The organism is Streptomyces sp. NPDC110618, assembly GCF_055657065.1.
In genome coordinates this window covers 618437-633217 of the sequence record NZ_JBVKBN010000002.1, presented here as the reverse complement: position 1 = coordinate 633217, position 14781 = coordinate 618437, and the positions used below count along the sequence as shown (strand labels likewise).

Sequence of the window (14781 nt, the reverse complement as noted above, 5' to 3'; positions counted from 1 at the left end):
CGACTCGCTCCCGCGCGGGCAGCCGCCCCGGCTCCCGAGGCCCGGCGCGGCCGACCGGTCGGCCAGGACGGAGGTCCCGCGTGAGCACGACAGCCGCCCCCGCGCGGGCAGCCGCCCCTGCCCCCGGGGCTTCGCGCGACGAGCAGTACGGCCGCCGCGGGCCGGGCAGGAGCCGGGCAGCCGTGACCGCCCCGGCCTCCGGGGTCCCGCAGCACCAGCAGTACGGCCAGGACGGAGGCCAGGCGTGAGCAATGAAGCCGTCACCGCGCCCATTCCGGCGGAGGCAGCGCCCGCCGCCGAGGCGATTCCGCACGGGCTCGGCGCGTCGCTGCCGGCCGCCGACACGCGCGCGAAGACCGAGGGCACCTTTCCCTACGCCGCCGACCTGTGGGCCGAGGGCCTGCTGTGGGCGGCCGTGCTGCGGTCGCCGCACGCGCACGCGCGCATCGTGTCGATCGACACCACCCACGCGCGGGAGATGCCCGGCGTGCGTGCCGTCATCACCCACGAGGACGTTCCCGGCGCCCCGCTGCACGGCCGCGGCAAGGCCGACCGCCCGGTCTTCGCCTCCGACGTCGTACGCCACCACGGCGAGCCCATCGCCGCCGTCGCCGCCGACCACCCCGACACCGCGCGGATGGCCGCCGCCGCCGTCATCGTCGAGTACGAGGTGCTCGACCCGGTCACCGACCCCGAGCAGGCCTTCGAGGCCGAGCCGCTGCACCCCGACGGCAACCTGATCCGGCACATCCCGCTGCGCCACGGCGACCCCGACGCGGCCGGCGACGTCGTGGTCGAGGGCCTGTACCGCATCGGCCGCCAGGACCCGGCGCCCATCGGCGCCGAGGCCGGACTCGCCGTGCCCCGCCCCGACGGCGGCGTGGAGCTGTACCTGGCCTCCACCGACCCGCACGCCGACCGCGACCGGGCGGCCGCCTGCTTCGGCCTCGCCGCCGACCGCGTCAAGATCGTCGTCACCGGCGTCCCCGGCGCCACCGCCGACCGCGAGGACCCCGGCTTCCAGCTCCCGCTCGGCCTGCTTGCCCTGCGCACCGGCTGCCCGGTGAAGCTGACGGCCACCCGCGAGGAGTCCTTCCTCGGCCACGCCCACCGGCACCCGACCCTGCTGCGCTACCGCCACCACGCGGACGCCGAGGGCAAGCTGGTGAAGGTCGAGGCGCAGATCCTGCTGGACGCGGGCGCGTACGCGGACACCTCCTCGGAGGCCCTGGCCGCCGCCGTCTCCTTCGCCTGCGGCCCCTACGTCGTCCCGAACGCCTTCATCGAGGGCTGGGCGGTCCGCACCAACAACCCGCCCTCCGGCCACGTACGCGGCGAGGGCGCCATGCAGGTCGCCGCCGCCTACGAGGCGCAGATGGACAAGCTGGCCAAGAAGCTCGGCGTCGACCCGGCCGAACTGCGCCTGCGCAACGTGCTGGCCACCGGCGACGTCCTGCCCACCGGCCAGACCGTGACCTGCCCGGCGCCGGTCGCCGAACTCCTCCAGGCGGTACGGGACTTCCCGCTGCCGCCGCTGCCCAAGGACACCCCGGAGGAGGAGTGGCTGCTGCCCGGCGGCCCCGAGGGCGCGGGCGAACCGGGCGCGGTGCGCCGGGGCGTCGGCTACGGGCTCGGCATGGTGCACATGCTGGGCGCCGAGGGCGCCGACGAGGTGTCCACGGCGACGGTCAAGGTGCAGAACGGTGTCGCGACCGTGCTGTGCGCGGCGGTGGAGACCGGTCAGGGCTTCACCACGCTGGCCCGCCAGATCGTCCAGGAGACCCTCGGTATCGACGAGGTCCACGTGGCCCCCGTCGACACCGACCAGCCCCCGGCGGGCGCGAGCTGCCGCGGCCGGCACACCTGGGTGTCGGGCGGGGCGGTGGAGCGCGCGGCGAAGATGGTCCGCACCCAGCTCCTGCAGCCGCTCGCGCACAAGTTCGGCATGTCCACCGAACTGCTCCAGATCACCGACGGCAAGATCACCTCGTACGACGGTGTGCTGTCGACCACCGTGACCGAGGCGATGGACGGCAAGGAGCTGTGGGCGACCGCCCAGTGCCGTCCGCACCCCACCGAGCCGCTGAACGAGACCGGCCAGGGCGACGCCTTCGTGGGCATGGCGTTCTGCGCGATCCGCGCGGTGGTGGACGTCGACATCGAGCTGGGCTCGATCCGCGTGGTGGAGCTGGCCGTCGCCCAGGACGTGGGCCGGGTGCTCAACCCCGCGCAGCTCGCGGCGCGCATCGAGGCGGGTGTCACGCAGGGCGTCGGTATCGCGCTGACGGAGAACCTGCGCACGGCGCGCGGCTCGATACGGCATCCGGATCTGACCGGGTACGCGCTCCCGACGGCCCTGGACGCCCCCGACATCAGGATCGTGAAGCTGGTGGAGGAACGGGACGTGGTGGCGCCGTTCGGCGCGAAGGCGGTGAGCGCGGTGCCGGTGGTGGCCTCGCCCGCGGCCGTCGCCTCCGCGGTGCGCGCCGCGACGGGCCGTCCGGTGAACCGGCTGCCGATCCGGCCGCAGGCCGCGGTGGTGACGAACGGCACGTGAGCCGCTCGGCGGGCGTTGTCAGTGGTGCGGCGTAATGTTCTGCGGTATCGGGACATGAACGGGGGGACACCATGATCGGGACGATCGCCGAGCCGGAACCGCGGTGCTGCGGGCGCCTGGTCACCACGCTGGAACTGGTCGCGGGCCCCGGTCCCGACCGGCGCGAGGCGTCCGGGCTCGCCGTGTCCGTCCCGCCCCGACTGTTCGCCGAGGAGTTCGGGCGGGGGAGCGTGATGCGCTTTGAGGACGTGGACTTCCCGGCCGCCCTCACCCACGAACCGACCCGCCGTTTCCTGCGCGAGACGGGCCTGCCGGAGGAACACGCCCTGTTCCGACTGGAGTTGGACGCGGTCCTGCCGACACTGACGGAGTCGTACGCGGGCGACCCGGCCGCGGAACTCCCGCCGGACGCCGACCGTTTGATCGTCCTCGGCCACCTGGACGCCCCCAACCACCTCCTCCTGCACGGCGAAACGGGCACCCTGCACACCTGGACCCCGACCGCCCCGATACCGCACGCCCTGAACACGGACGTCTCCGTCCTCGCCTTCGCCCTGTGGCTGCTGCACCGGGACACCGCGCACGCGTGACCGAGGGCGTCGTCCGCCCGGCCGGACCCGTCGGCCACGGTCGAACGCGCCGCGTTCGTACGGCACTTCGGCGCCTGGGCCGCCGAGAGCTCCGCCACCCACCGCTGCACGGTTCCGATCCGCGACTCGGTCGTCATCGGCATGGCCTGGCCGGCGATCGTGCGACGCGTGCCGACCCCGCACGCCCTGAACCGCGCCTCCGGTGATGTGCAGTGCGTGTCCGTCGTCCCCGAGACCCGGGACGGCGGACTGGGCGGCCGCCTGATCGCCGAGGCCGGTCGCTCGGCGGCTGTTGCACACACGCCCCTGACCGGGCGCAACGGTCCTTTGGTCGTAGGACCAAGGTCCGCGGCCGGGACCGACTCCTGACAGGGGCAGCAGACGGCTTCGCACCTTACTCTGGCTCGCATGACCCGCTCCGATTCCCGCGACACCGCTGTCGCGCACGACACCGAGCCCGCCACCGGCGACGGCTCCGCCGAGACCGTGCTCGGCCGGTCCTACCGGGCGCTCAGCATCGGGATCGTCTCCGTCGTGCTGCTGATCGCCTTCGAGGCGACCGCCGTCGGCACGGCCATGCCGGTCGCGGCGCGCGAGCTGGACGGGGTGGAGCTGTACGCGTTCGCCTTCTCCGGGTTCTTCACCACCTCCCTGTTCGGGATGGTGCTCGCGGGCCAGTGGGCGGACCGGCGCGGCCCGCTCGGGCCGGTGACCGCCGGGATCGGCGCCTTCGCCGCCGGGCTGCTGCTGGCGGGGACGGCCACCACGATGTGGGCGTTCGTGCTCGGCCGGGCGGTGCAGGGCCTCGGCGGCGGACTGGTGATCGTCGCGCTGTACGTGGTGATCGGACGCGCCTACCCGGAGCGGCTGCGGCCCGCCATCGTGGCCGCCTTCGCCGCGAGCTGGGTCGTCCCGTCCGTCGTCGGACCGCTCGCCTCCGGGGCGGTCACCGAGCACCTGGGCTGGCGCTGGGTGTTCCTGGGCATCCCGGTGCTCGTCCTCCTCCCGCTCGCCCTCGCGCTGCCCCAGATACGGCGCCGGGCGGGCGGACCCGTGGACGGCGCGGACACCTCCTTCGACCGCCGCCGCATCCGCCTCGCCCTCGGCATCTCCCTCGGCGCGGGCCTCCTCCAGTACGCCGCCCAGGACCTGCGCCCGCTCGCCCTGGTGCCCGGTGTGCTGGGCGCCGCGCTGCTCGTCCCGGCCGTCCTCGGCCTCCTGCCGCGCGGCACCTACCGCGCCGCCCGCGGCCTGCCCTCCGTGGTGCTGCTGCGCGGGATCGCCTCGGGCACCTTCATCGGCGCCGAGTCCTTCGTACCGCTGATGCTGGTCACCCAGCGCGGGCTGTCGCCGACGCTGGCCGGGTTCTCCCTCGCGGCCGGGGGCGTGACCTGGGCGATCGGCTCCTGGGTGCAGTCCCGGCCGCGCCTTGAGCCGTACCGGGAGCGCCTGACCACGCTGGGGATGGTGCTGGTGGCCGCGGCCATCGCGGCGGCGCCGAGCGTGCTGATCGACTCCGTGCCGGTGTGGACGCTGGCCGCGGCCTGGGCGGTCGGCTGCTTCGGAATGGGCCTGGTGATCTCCTCCGCAAGCGTGCTGCTGCTGAAGCTGTCCGCCCCGGAGGAGGCCGGCACCAACTCCGCCTCCCTCCAGATCTCCGACGCCCTCTCCAACGTCGTCCTCCTCAGCCTGGTCGGCGCCGCCTTCGCCGCCCTGGGCGGCGGCGCCCTCAGCCACACCACGAACGCCACCGCGTCCACCCCGGAGGCCTTCGCGGCGGTGTTCCTGCCGATGGCGGCGGTGGCGCTGGCGGGGGTGTGGGTGACGCGGCGGCTGGCGGTGCGGGAGGCGTAAAACCGATCGCCGCCCTGCCCCCCACCCCCTACCCTCCTCGGCATGTCCGAACTGACCCTGGCCCTCCCGCCCGACCTCCATGAGCAGCTCCTCGACCTCGCCGACGCCACCGGGCGCGGCGCGGAGGACATCGCCCTGGACGCCGTACGGGACCGGGTGGCCGCGGAGGCCGGCCCGGTGCGGGAAGCCGCCGAGGTGCTCGCCGCCGCCCACGCCGACCTGCTGCGGAGGCTGGGGGAGTGACCAGGCACCTGACCGTCGCCGACGTCGAGCAACTGGCCCGGGTCGCCTTCGGCGGGCGGGCCCCCGAGGCGCGGGACGCCGGGCTGCTCGCCTCCGCCGTACGCAGGCCGCGGGCCCGGATGTTCGGGACCGAGGCGTACACGGATCTGTACGAGCAGGCCGCCGCGCTGTTGCACGCGCTGGCCGCCAACCACCCCCTCGTCGACGGCAACAAGCGCACCGCGTGGCTCGCGGCGGCCACGTTCCTCGGCATCAACGGGATCGATCTCGCCGGGTGCGACCAGGACGCGGCGTACGCGCTGGTCATCGATGTGGCGTCCGGTGCAGAGGGGGACATCGGGCGGATCGCGGGACGGCTGCGGCAGCTGTGACGTCGGTCCCACCCCCGAGTGACGCGGCCCCGTCCGCGTGTTGACGCGGGCGGGCGCCGGTAGGGTGACTCGGTCGTCGTACGCAGTCGAGAACCGGAGACCGTGACTACCACCGCCGCCTCCTCCTCCCACCACCTTTCCCCCGCCTTCCCCGGCCGTGCCCCCTGGGGTACCGCCGGCAAGCTGCGTGCCTGGCAGCAGGGGGCGATGGACAAGTACATCCAGGAGCAGCCGCGTGACTTCCTCGCCGTGGCCACCCCGGGCGCGGGCAAGACGACCTTCGCCCTGACGCTCGCCTCCTGGCTGCTGCACCACCACGTCGTGCAGCAGGTGACCGTGGTCGCGCCGACCGAGCACTTGAAGAAGCAGTGGGCCGAGGCCGCCGCGCGGATAGGGATCAAGCTGGACCCCGAGTACAGCGCGGGCCCGCTCGGCAAGGACTACCACGGCGTCGCCGTCACCTACGCGGGCGTCGGCGTGCGCCCCATGCTGCACCGCAACCGCGTCGAGCAGCGCAAGACCCTGGTGATCCTGGACGAGATCCACCACGCCGGTGACAGCAAGTCCTGGGGCGAGGCATGCCTGGAGGCGTTCGAGCCCGCCACCCGCCGGCTCGCGCTCACCGGTACGCCGTTCCGGTCGGACACCAACCCCATCCCCTTCGTCACGTACGAGGAGGACAGCCACGGCATCCGCCGCTCCGCCGCCGACTACACCTACGGCTACGGGCACGCGCTCGCCGACCACGTCGTGCGGCCGGTCATCTTCCTCTCCTACAGCGGCAACATGCGCTGGCGCACCAAGGCCGGTGACGAGATCGCCGCCCGCCTCGGCGAACCGATGACCAAGGACGCGATCAGCCAGGCCTGGCGCACCGCCCTCGACCCGCGCGGCGAATGGATGCCGAGCGTGCTGCGCGCCGCCGACCAGCGGCTGACCGAGGTCCGCAAGGCCATCCCCGACGCGGGCGCCCTCGTCATCGCCTCCGACCAGGACTCCGCCCGCGCCTACGCCAAGCTGATCCGCGAGATCACCGGCACCAAGGCGACCCTCGTCCTGTCCGACGACGCCGGCGCGTCCAAGCGGATCGACGAGTTCAGTCAGAACAACGACCGCTGGATGGTCGCCGTCCGCATGGTCTCCGAGGGCGTCGACGTGCCCCGCCTCGCGGTCGGCGTCTACGCCACCACCATCTCCACCCCGCTCTTCTTCGCCCAGGCCGTCGGCCGCTTCGTGCGCTCCCGGCGCCGCGGCGAGACCGCCTCCGTGTTCCTGCCGACCATCCCCGACCTGCTCACCTTCGCCAACGAGATGGAGGTCGAGCGCGACCACGCCCTCGACAAGCCGAAGAAGGAGGGCGAGGAGGACCCGTACGCCGAGTCCGAGAAGGAGATGGAGGAGGCGAACAAGGAGCAGGACGAGGACACCGGCGAGCAGGACATGCTGCCCTTCGAGGCGCTGGAGTCCGACGCCGTCTTCGACCGTGTCCTCTACGACGGCGCCGAGTTCGGCATGCAGGCCCACCCCGGCAGCGAGGAGGAGCAGGACTACCTCGGCATCCCCGGGCTGCTGGAGCCCGACCAGGTGCAGCTGCTGCTGCAGAAGCGGCAGGCCCGGCAGATCGCGCACAGCCGCAAGAAGCCGGACGCCGAGGCCGACCTGCTGGAGCTGCCCGCCGAGCGCCGCCCGGTCGTCTCCCACAAGGAGATGATGGAGCTGCGCAAGAAGCTCAACACGATGGTCAGCGCCTACGTCCACCAGAGCGGCAAGCCGCACGGCGTGATCCACACCGAACTGCGCCGGGTGTGCGGCGGCCCGCCGAGCGCCGAGGCCACCGCGGGCCAGCTCCGCCAGCGCATCGCCAAGGTGCAGGAGTGGGCCACGCGCATGCGGTGACGCGAGCGCTGTGCGTATGGGGACAAACACAGGCGTGCCGTACCCGCCGGTGCCCGGATTCTGGACGGAGCCTTCCGCTGAGCGAACCCGCTTCGCTAATGTCCCGCTACGCACACGCCCCGTGGCAGCGCCGCCGCGGAGCGCAGCCGTGAAGCGACGCGGCCCGGACAGGCCGGGCCGCCGGCCGATCGGCGGCCTCTGAAGCGCGTCTTCCGACGGGACTCGGTGACGCAGCTGTCGCTGAGGGGGCTGCCGACCTCACCACTAAGGAGTGGGCGTCGTGACCGCGGAGACCTCTCAGACGCTCGATCGGGGACTGCGCGTCCTCAAGCTGCTGGCCGACACGGACCACGGGCTGACCGTCACCGAGCTATCCAACAAACTGGGCGTGAACCGGACCGTGGTGTACCGGTTGCTGGCCACGCTGGAACAGCACGCACTCGTACGGCGGGACCTGGGCGGCCGGGCCCGGGTGGGACTCGGCGTCCTGCGCCTGGGCCGCCAGGTGCACCCCCTGGTACGCGAGGCCGCGCTGCCCGCGCTGCGCTCGCTGGCCGAGGACATAGGCGCGACCGCGCATCTGACCCTGGTCGACGGCGCCGAGGCGCTCGCGGTCGCCGTGGTGGAGCCGACCTGGACCGACTACCACGTGGCCTACCGGGCCGGTTTCCGGCACCCGCTGGAGCGCGGCGCCGCCGGCAAGGCCATCCTCGCCGCCCGCCGCCAGCCCCTGGAGGAGCCCGGCTACACCCTGACCCACGGCGAACTGGAGGCCGGTGCCAGCGGCGCCGCCGCACCCCTGCTCGGGGTGACCGGGGTCGAGGGCAGCGTCGGCGTGGTGATGCTCGCCGACGCCGTACCGGAGCGGGTCGGTCCGCGCGTGGTGGACGCGGCACGCGAGGTGGCGGAGGCGCTGCGCTGACCGCGCGCGGCCGGACCGGATCGCCGCCACGTTAGATTGACCCCGTGCTCTCTCGTCTCTCGCGCCCCAAGGCGCTTGCTGTCTGCGCCGTGCCGGTCGTGGCCCTGATCGCCACGGCCGCACTGGCGCCGCTGCCGTTCTCGCTGACGCAGCCCGGGATGACCGCGAACGTCCTGGGCGAGAACAAGGGCGAGCCGGTGATCACCGTCACCGGCGCCGAGACCCGGAAGACCTCGGGGCAGCTGCGGATGACCACCATCGAGGCGACCGGCCCGGACGCCAGTGTGGGACTGGGCGATGTGATCGACTCCTGGTTCCGCACCGACCGCGCCGTGCTGCCCCGGGACGCGGTCTACCCCAGCGGCAAGAGCACCAAGGAGATCGAGCAGCACAACACCCAGCAGATGGAGCAGTCCCAGGACTCCGCCACCGAGGCCGCCCTGAACTACCTCGACCTGGACCCCGCCAAGGTCAAGGTCGACCTGGAGCTCGCCGACGTCGGCGGGCCCAGCGCCGGTCTGCTCTTCTCCCTCGGCATCGTCGACAAACTGGACGGCGACGGCTCCGGCGGCGACCTCACCGGCGGCCGGGTCATCGCCGGTACGGGCACCATCGCGGCCGACGGCAAGGTCGGCCCCGTCGGAGGCGTCGGCCTGAAGACGCAGGCCGCCCGCCGGGACGGCGCCACCGTGTTCCTGGTGCCGAAGGCGGAGTGCTCCGACGCCAAGTCCGAGCTGCCCAAGGGGCTGCGCCTGATCCCGGTCACCACCCTCAAGGGCGCCGTGGACGCGCTGGTCGCGCTGGAGAAGGGGACGGGGAACGTGCCGAGCTGCTAGCAGCCGAGTCACCCCTCCTTCACGAACCCCTCCTGCTTCAGCCAGTCCAGCGCCACCTCGTGCGGGTCCTCCCCGTCCACGTCCACCCGCGCGTTCAGCTCCCGCGCCACCGCGTTGTTCAGCCGCTTGGTGATCGGCGCCAGGATCTCCGCGATCTCGGGGTACTTCTTCAGCGTCTCGGTGTTGACCATCGGGGCGGCGTTGTAGTTGGGGAAGAACTTCCGGTCGTCCTCCATCACCACCAGGTCCATCGACTTGATGCGTCCGTCGGTCGTGTAGACCTCGCCGAAGGTGCAGGTGCCCTTCGCCGCCTGGGTGTAGATGATCCCGGTGTCCATCTGTGTGATGTTCTTCGCCGGGACGTCCATCCCGTACTCCTTGGCCATGCCCCGCAGTCCGTCCAGTCGGTTGGCGAACTGGCTCTCCACGCACAGCGTCACCGCGCCGGGGTCCTTGCGCGACAGCTCCGCCACGTCCGACAGCGTCCTCGTGCCGTACTTCTCGAAGTTCTCCCGGCTCATCGCCAGCGCGTAGGTGTTGTTCAGCGGGGACGGCTCCAGCCAGGTCACCCCGTTCTCCCGGTCCGCGTCCCGCACCGCCTCCCACTGCCTGCGCGGATCGGGCAACGGCTCGGTGTTGCCGAGGTAGTTGATCCATCCGGTGCCGGTGTACTCGTAGTCCGCGTCCGCCGTGCCCTGCTTGACCGCCTCCCGCGAGCCGATGGAGCCCTGGATGCCGGTGCGGTCCAGGACCTTGGCGCCGGCCGCCTGGAAGGCGATGCCCATGATCGCGCCGAGGATCAGCTGCTCGCTGAACTCCTTGGAGGTGACGGTGAGATCGGCGCCCTTGAGCGGCTCGCCCTTGCCGATGGAGCCGGGCCGGACGTCGTCGACCATGGGGGAGCCGCTGGTCAGTCCGCAGGCCGTGAGCAGCGTCCCGGCCAGCAGTACGCAGGCCGCCCGTCTCATGTCCCCGCCTCCAAGCCGCGCGGCCGGAGCAGCAGCTCGGCCAGGGACGCCAGCCAGTCCACCAGCAGGGCGAGTGCCACGGTGAGGATCGAGCCGAGCATCAGCACCGGCATGCGCTGGTTGGTGATCCCGGTGGTGATCAGGACGCCGAGGCCCCCGCCGCCGCCGAAGGTGGCCAGGGTCGCCGTACCGACGTTCAGGACCAGGGCGGTGCGCACACCGGCCAGGATCAGCGGGACCGCCAGCGGCATCTCGACCCGGGCCAGCACGCCGATCGGGGACATGCCGATACCGCGGGCCGCCTCCAGCAGGGCGGGGTCGTTGCCCTTCAGTCCGGCGATCGTGTTCGACAGCACCGGCAGGATGGCGTAGAGGGTGATGCCGATCAGGGCCGACCTCATGCCGGTGCCGAGCCAGATCACCAGCAGGGCGAGCAGGCCGATCGCCGGGGTGGCCTGGCCCATGTTGGCGACGGTCATGGCGATCGGGGTGAACCTGCGGAAGGCCTTGCGGGTCAGCAGGACGCCCAGCGGAATGGCGATGATCAGTACGAAGAACGTGGAGATCACCGTCAGCTCCACGTGCTGCCACAGCGCCTTGGAGACCTGGCCGTCGGAGAGGGCGTTCTCGGTGATCGGGTCCAGATCCGCCTGCTGGAACCACAGCCAGGTGCCCAGCAGCAGGGCCACCAGCACCGACGGCAGGATCGTCAGCTTCTGCCAGGTCAGCCGGCGCCGGTGGACCGGCGGGGGCGGCGGCGCCTCCTGCTCGGCCTCGCCCTCGTCGCGGAAACCCTCGTCGGGGAAGCCGGGGCGCTGCCGCTCCGGGGAAGTGGTCACGCCTTCGCCTCCCCCACGGAGCCCTCCTGTTCGGCGCGGGTCTGCCCGGCCCGTACCGACTCCAGCTCGTGCTGGGCCTCCAGCGCCTCCAGCCGGTCGGCCTCCAGCAGTTCGTGCACGGAGTTCATCAGCGTCTCCATGTCCACGACGCCCTCGTACTCGCCGCGCCGTCCGGTGACCGCGACCCGGCCCGCGTTGTCGGTGAGCACCGCCTCCAGGGCGTCGCGCAGGGTGGCGTCCCGGGTGACGGTGTCGTGCACCAGGGTGCCCGCGCGGGCGAGCGAGCCCTTGGCACGCATCAGGTCGCCGCGGCGCAGCCACTTGTAGGGGCGGCGGCGCTTGTCGAGGAGCAGGATCTCGTTGGTGCCGCTGGAGCGGAGCTTGTTGAAGATCTCCTGCAGCGGGTCGTCGACGGTGACCGTCGGACAGCCGGTGATCGCCACGTCCCGCACCCGGGTCAGGTTCAGCCGTTTCAGGGCCGCGCCCGCGCCGACGAAGCCGGAGACGAAGTCGTCGGCGGGGTTGGTGAGGATCGCCTCCGGGGTGTCGAACTGGGCGATGTGCGAGCGTTCGCGCAGCACGGCGATCCGGTCCCCCAGTTTGATCGCCTCGTCGAAGTCGTGGGTAACGAAGACGATCGTCTTGTGCAGTTCGTGCTGGAGCCGGATCAGTTCGTCCTGGAGGTGGTCGCGGGTGATCGGGTCGACCGCGCCGAACGGCTCGTCCATCAGCAGCACCGGGGGATCGGCGGCCAGCGCCCGGGCCACGCCCACGCGTTGCTGCTGGCCGCCGGAGAGCTGACGGGGATAGCGGCCGTGGAACTCGCCGGGGTCCAGACCGACCAGGTCCAGCAGTTCCTCCACCCGGTCGCCGATCCGGGCCTTCGGCCAGCCGACCATCTTCGGCACCAGCGCGATGTTCTGCGCGACCGTCATGTGCGGGAAGAGACCGGCCGACTGGATGGCGTAGCCGACCTTGCGGCGCAGCTTGACCGGGTCGATGTCGGTGACGTCCTCGCCGCCGATGCGGATCCGGCCGCCGGTCGGCTCGATCAGCCGGTTGATCATCTTCAGGGTGGTGGACTTCCCGCAGCCGGACGGGCCGACGAAGACGACCGTCTCGCCCGCCTGGATCTCCATGGAGACGCTGTCGACGGCCGGGGTGGAGCTGCCCGGGTAGTGCTTGCTGAGGTGCTCCAGCTCGATCGAGGCGCCGGAGGCGGGGGAGGCGGGGGAGGCGGGGGACTCGGGCACGGACTCAGGCACGGACTCGGGCACGGACTCAGGCACGGATCCCCCTGGGAATGGTCAGCCGTCCCAGCAGGACGTACGCGGCGTCGAAGAGCAGGGCCAGGACGATGATCCCGAGGGTGCCCGCGAGGACCTGGTTGAGCGCGTTGGCGCTGCCCAGGGAGGCGATCCCGCGGAAGATCTCGTTGCCGAGGCCCGGTCCGGAGGCGAAGGCGGCGATGGCCGCGATGCCCATCAGCATCTGGGTGGCGATCCGGATGCCGGTCAGGATCGGCGGCCAGGCCAGCGGCAGTTCGATCCGCAGCAGCCGCATCGGCCGGGACATCCCGATGCCGGTGGCCGCGTCCACCAGGGCCGGGTCCACGCCGCGCAGTCCGACGATCGCGTTGCGCACGACCGGCAGCAGCCCGTACAGCGTCAGCGCGATCACGGTGGGCGGGACGCCCAGGCCGACCAGCGGGACGAGCAGGCCGATCATGGCGAGCGAGGGGATGGTCAGGATGGTCGCGGTGGTGGCCTGGGCCAGGTTCCCGGCCCATTCGCTGCGGTAGGTGGCCACCCCGATCAGCACGCCGAGCACGGTCGCCACGAGGGTGCACTGGAAGACGGCGCTCGCGTGCTGCCAGGCGTCCGCGAGCAGCTGCTGGTGGCGCGTGCTCAGGTACTCCCAGAAGCTCATCCGCTCACCCCGCCGGTCTTCTACTGGCCGCGCTGGTCCTCCGCCGCCTGCTCCACCAGCGGGATGATCCGCAGCGGAACGGGGTTCTCCATGACGATCGCGGTGGAGGCCCGGACGATCCCATCAAAACCGACAACCCGGTCGATGACCCGCTGCAGATCGGCGTTCGAGCGGGCCACGAGCCGGCACAGCATGTCCCCGCTGCCGGTGGTCGTGTGCAGCTCCAGCACCTCCGGAACGGTCGCCAAGTGGGCCCGTACATCGGCCCCTTGGCCCTGCCGGATCTGGAGCGTGGCGAAGGCGGTGACCGGGTATCCGAGCGCCGCCGGGTCCACCTGCGGACCGAATCCGCGGATGACTCCGTTCGACTGAAGCCGGTCCAGCCGGGCCTGCGCGGTCCCGCGCGCCACGCCCAGCCGCCGGGACATCTCCAGCACCCCGATCCGCGGCTCCTGCGCCAGCAGCACGAGGATCCGGCCGTCCAGTTGATCGATCGCCATGAGCCCTCCCGGCACTGGTCAACCTGTACAGAAAGCCCGTACGCACGGGCATGGCGCTGAGCAACCTGCCCAGTGGAAAGGCACACTATTGCGCACTATGTGGGGCAGAGCCAGCCTGCATATATGACACAGACCACACACCACACTCCCGACACCGCCCGGCAGGCAGACCCCTTCCCGGTCAAGGGAATGGACGCGGTCGTGTTCGCCGTCGGCAACGCCAAGCAGGCGGCGCACTACTACTCCACGGCCTTCGGCATGCGGCTGGTCGCCTACTCCGGACCGGAGAACGGCAGCCGCGAGACCGCCTCCTACGTACTGGAGAACGGCTCCGCCCGCTTCGTGTTCACCTCCGTGATCAAGCCCGCCACCGACTGGGGCCGCTTCCTCGCCCGGCACGTGGCCGAGCACGGCGACGGCGTCGTCGACCTCGCCATCGAGGTCCCGGACGCGCGGCGGGCGTACGCCTACGCCGTCGAGCACGGCGCGACCTCCGTGGCCGAGCCGTACGAGCTGAAGGACGAGCACGGCACGGTGGTGCTGGCCGCGATCGCCACGTACGGCGAGACCCGGCACACCCTCGTCGACCGCTCCGGCTACACCGGCCCCTACCTGCCCGGTTACGTGGCCACCGACCCGATCGTCGAGCCGCCCGCACAGCGCACCTTCCAGGCGATCGACCACTGCGTCGGCAACGTCGAGCTGGGCCGGATGAACGAGTGGGTGGGCTTCTACAACAAGGTCATGGGCTTCACGAACATGAAGGAGTTCGTGGGCGACGACATCGCCACCGAGTACAGCGCCCTGATGTCCAAGGTGGTCGCCGACGGCACGCTCAAGGTCAAGTTCCCGATCAACGAGCCCGCCGTCGCCAAGCGGAAGTCCCAGATCGACGAGTACCTGGAGTTCTACGGCGGCGCCGGTGTCCAGCACATCGCGCTGAACACCAACGACATCGTGCAGACGGTACGCACCATGCGCGCGGCCGGGGTGCGGTTCCTCGACACCCCGGACTCCTACTACGACACCCTCGGTGACTGGGTCGGCGACACCCGCGTCCCCGTGGAGACCCTGCGCGAGCTGAAGATCCTCGCCGACCGCGACGAGGACGGCTACCTGCTCCAGATCTTCACCAAGCCGGTCCAGGACCGCCCGACGGTCTTCTTCGAGCTCATCGAACGCCACGGCTCCATGGGCTTCGGCAAGGGCAACTTCAAGGCCCTGTTCGAGGCGATAGAACGCGAGCAGGCGAGGCGGGGGAATCTCTAGCCACCGA

The 14781-nt window shown here is 72.0% G+C and carries 16 protein-coding genes; 11 read left to right on the top strand and 5 right to left on the bottom strand.

Annotated features, from left to right (window positions below; all coding sequences use genetic code 11):
* The first annotated feature begins 80 nt into the window (after nucleotides 1-80).
* From ACZ7L7_RS06110 to ACZ7L7_RS06065, 10 genes are all read left to right on the top strand, one after another.
* A complete protein-coding gene (locus ACZ7L7_RS06110; protein ID WP_285510796.1) occupies nucleotides 81-248 on the top strand; it encodes a hypothetical protein in 168 nt (55 codons plus the stop codon).
* Nucleotides 245-2557: a xanthine dehydrogenase family protein molybdopterin-binding subunit gene (locus ACZ7L7_RS06105; protein ID WP_471591523.1), complete on the top strand. Its 2313-nt coding sequence runs from the start codon at nucleotides 245-247 to the stop codon at nucleotides 2555-2557. Before ACZ7L7_RS06110 ends, ACZ7L7_RS06105 begins: the two co-directional genes overlap by 4 nt.
* Nucleotides 2558-2628: 71 nt before the next feature.
* The gene (locus ACZ7L7_RS06100; RefSeq protein ID WP_472075034.1) at nucleotides 2629-3147 is read left to right on the top strand and encodes an SUKH-4 family immunity protein; all 519 of its coding nucleotides are present in this window, start codon (nucleotides 2629-2631) and stop codon (nucleotides 3145-3147) included.
* Between the two features lie 168 nt (nucleotides 3148-3315).
* Entirely contained in the window at nucleotides 3316-3516 is a 201-nt protein-coding gene (locus ACZ7L7_RS06095; protein WP_472075032.1) for a hypothetical protein, read from the top strand.
* A 39-nt stretch (nucleotides 3517-3555) separates the two neighbouring features.
* Nucleotides 3556-5001: an MFS transporter gene (locus ACZ7L7_RS06090; protein ID WP_453604939.1), complete on the top strand. Its 1446-nt coding sequence runs from the start codon at nucleotides 3556-3558 to the stop codon at nucleotides 4999-5001.
* Between the two features lie 42 nt (nucleotides 5002-5043).
* Nucleotides 5044-5244, top strand: coding sequence for a hypothetical protein (locus ACZ7L7_RS06085; protein WP_285510800.1), 201 nt, complete (start codon nucleotides 5044-5046; stop codon nucleotides 5242-5244).
* Nucleotides 5241-5615 (top strand): type II toxin-antitoxin system death-on-curing family toxin, encoded by a 375-nt coding sequence (locus ACZ7L7_RS06080; RefSeq protein WP_472075029.1) that lies wholly within the window; start codon nucleotides 5241-5243, stop codon nucleotides 5613-5615. The genes ACZ7L7_RS06085 and ACZ7L7_RS06080 overlap by 4 nt, the downstream gene beginning before the upstream one ends.
* A 102-nt stretch (nucleotides 5616-5717) precedes the next feature.
* Complete coding sequence (locus ACZ7L7_RS06075) at nucleotides 5718-7511, top strand: DEAD/DEAH box helicase (RefSeq protein ID WP_453604937.1); 1794 nt, start codon at nucleotides 5718-5720, stop codon at nucleotides 7509-7511.
* A gap of 280 nt (nucleotides 7512-7791) precedes the next feature.
* Entirely contained in the window at nucleotides 7792-8433 is a 642-nt protein-coding gene (locus tag ACZ7L7_RS06070; RefSeq protein WP_093721413.1) for an IclR family transcriptional regulator, read from the top strand.
* 44 nt (nucleotides 8434-8477) lie between these two features.
* Nucleotides 8478-9269 carry a S16 family serine protease gene (locus ACZ7L7_RS06065; protein ID WP_285510803.1) on the top strand — a complete coding sequence of 264 codons (792 nt, stop codon included), beginning with the start codon at nucleotides 8478-8480 and terminating at the stop codon, nucleotides 9267-9269.
* An 8-nt stretch (nucleotides 9270-9277) separates the two neighbouring features.
* Here ACZ7L7_RS06065 and ACZ7L7_RS06060 read toward each other — a convergent pair whose 3' ends face one another.
* Genes ACZ7L7_RS06060 through ACZ7L7_RS06040 form a run of 5 tightly spaced genes read right to left on the bottom strand, consistent with a single transcriptional unit; the run spans nucleotide 9278 to nucleotide 13505 of the window.
* The gene (locus ACZ7L7_RS06060) at nucleotides 9278-10237 is read right to left on the bottom strand and encodes a glycine betaine ABC transporter substrate-binding protein (RefSeq protein WP_285510804.1); all 960 of its coding nucleotides are present in this window, start codon (nucleotides 10235-10237) and stop codon (nucleotides 9278-9280) included.
* Nucleotides 10234-11076, bottom strand: coding sequence for an ABC transporter permease (locus ACZ7L7_RS06055; RefSeq protein ID WP_285510805.1), 843 nt, complete (start codon nucleotides 11074-11076; stop codon nucleotides 10234-10236). The genes ACZ7L7_RS06060 and ACZ7L7_RS06055 overlap by 4 nt, the downstream gene beginning before the upstream one ends.
* Nucleotides 11073-12329 carry a betaine/proline/choline family ABC transporter ATP-binding protein gene (locus ACZ7L7_RS06050; RefSeq protein ID WP_453604966.1) on the bottom strand — a complete coding sequence of 419 codons (1257 nt, stop codon included), beginning with the start codon at nucleotides 12327-12329 and terminating at the stop codon, nucleotides 11073-11075. Before ACZ7L7_RS06050 ends, ACZ7L7_RS06055 begins: the two co-directional genes overlap by 4 nt.
* 28 nt (nucleotides 12330-12357) lie before the next feature.
* Nucleotides 12358-13005 (bottom strand): ABC transporter permease, encoded by a 648-nt coding sequence (locus ACZ7L7_RS06045; protein WP_285510806.1) that lies wholly within the window; start codon nucleotides 13003-13005, stop codon nucleotides 12358-12360.
* A 20-nt stretch (nucleotides 13006-13025) separates the two neighbouring features.
* Nucleotides 13026-13505 carry an Lrp/AsnC family transcriptional regulator gene (locus ACZ7L7_RS06040; protein WP_285510807.1) on the bottom strand — a complete coding sequence of 160 codons (480 nt, stop codon included), beginning with the start codon at nucleotides 13503-13505 and terminating at the stop codon, nucleotides 13026-13028.
* A 123-nt stretch (nucleotides 13506-13628) separates the two neighbouring features.
* Here ACZ7L7_RS06040 and hppD point away from each other — a divergent pair, with 123 nt between their 5' ends.
* Nucleotides 13629-14774, top strand: coding sequence for a 4-hydroxyphenylpyruvate dioxygenase (hppD, locus tag ACZ7L7_RS06035; RefSeq protein WP_285510808.1), 1146 nt, complete (start codon nucleotides 13629-13631; stop codon nucleotides 14772-14774).
* Nucleotides 14775-14781: the final 7 nt, after the last annotated feature.

What these genes read in the sequence shown, in the direction of transcription:
- ACZ7L7_RS06100 (WP_472075034.1), top strand. Translation starts at nt 2,629, where the DNA reads ATGATCGGGACGATCGCCGAGCCGGAACCGCGGTGCTGCGGGCGCCTG.
- ACZ7L7_RS06090 (WP_453604939.1), top strand. Translation starts at nt 3,556, where the DNA reads ATGACCCGCTCCGATTCCCGCGACACCGCTGTCGCGCACGACACCGAG.
- ACZ7L7_RS06085 (WP_285510800.1), top strand. Translation starts at nt 5,044, where the DNA reads ATGTCCGAACTGACCCTGGCCCTCCCGCCCGACCTCCATGAGCAGCTC.
- ACZ7L7_RS06060 (WP_285510804.1), bottom strand. Translation starts at nt 10,237, where the DNA reads ATGAGACGGGCGGCCTGCGTACTGCTGGCCGGGACGCTGCTCACGGCC.
- ACZ7L7_RS06045 (WP_285510806.1), bottom strand. Translation starts at nt 13,005, where the DNA reads ATGAGCTTCTGGGAGTACCTGAGCACGCGCCACCAGCAGCTGCTCGCG.
- ACZ7L7_RS06040 (WP_285510807.1), bottom strand. Translation starts at nt 13,505, where the DNA reads ATGGCGATCGATCAACTGGACGGCCGGATCCTCGTGCTGCTGGCGCAG.
- hppD (WP_285510808.1), top strand. Translation starts at nt 13,629, where the DNA reads ATGACACAGACCACACACCACACTCCCGACACCGCCCGGCAGGCAGAC.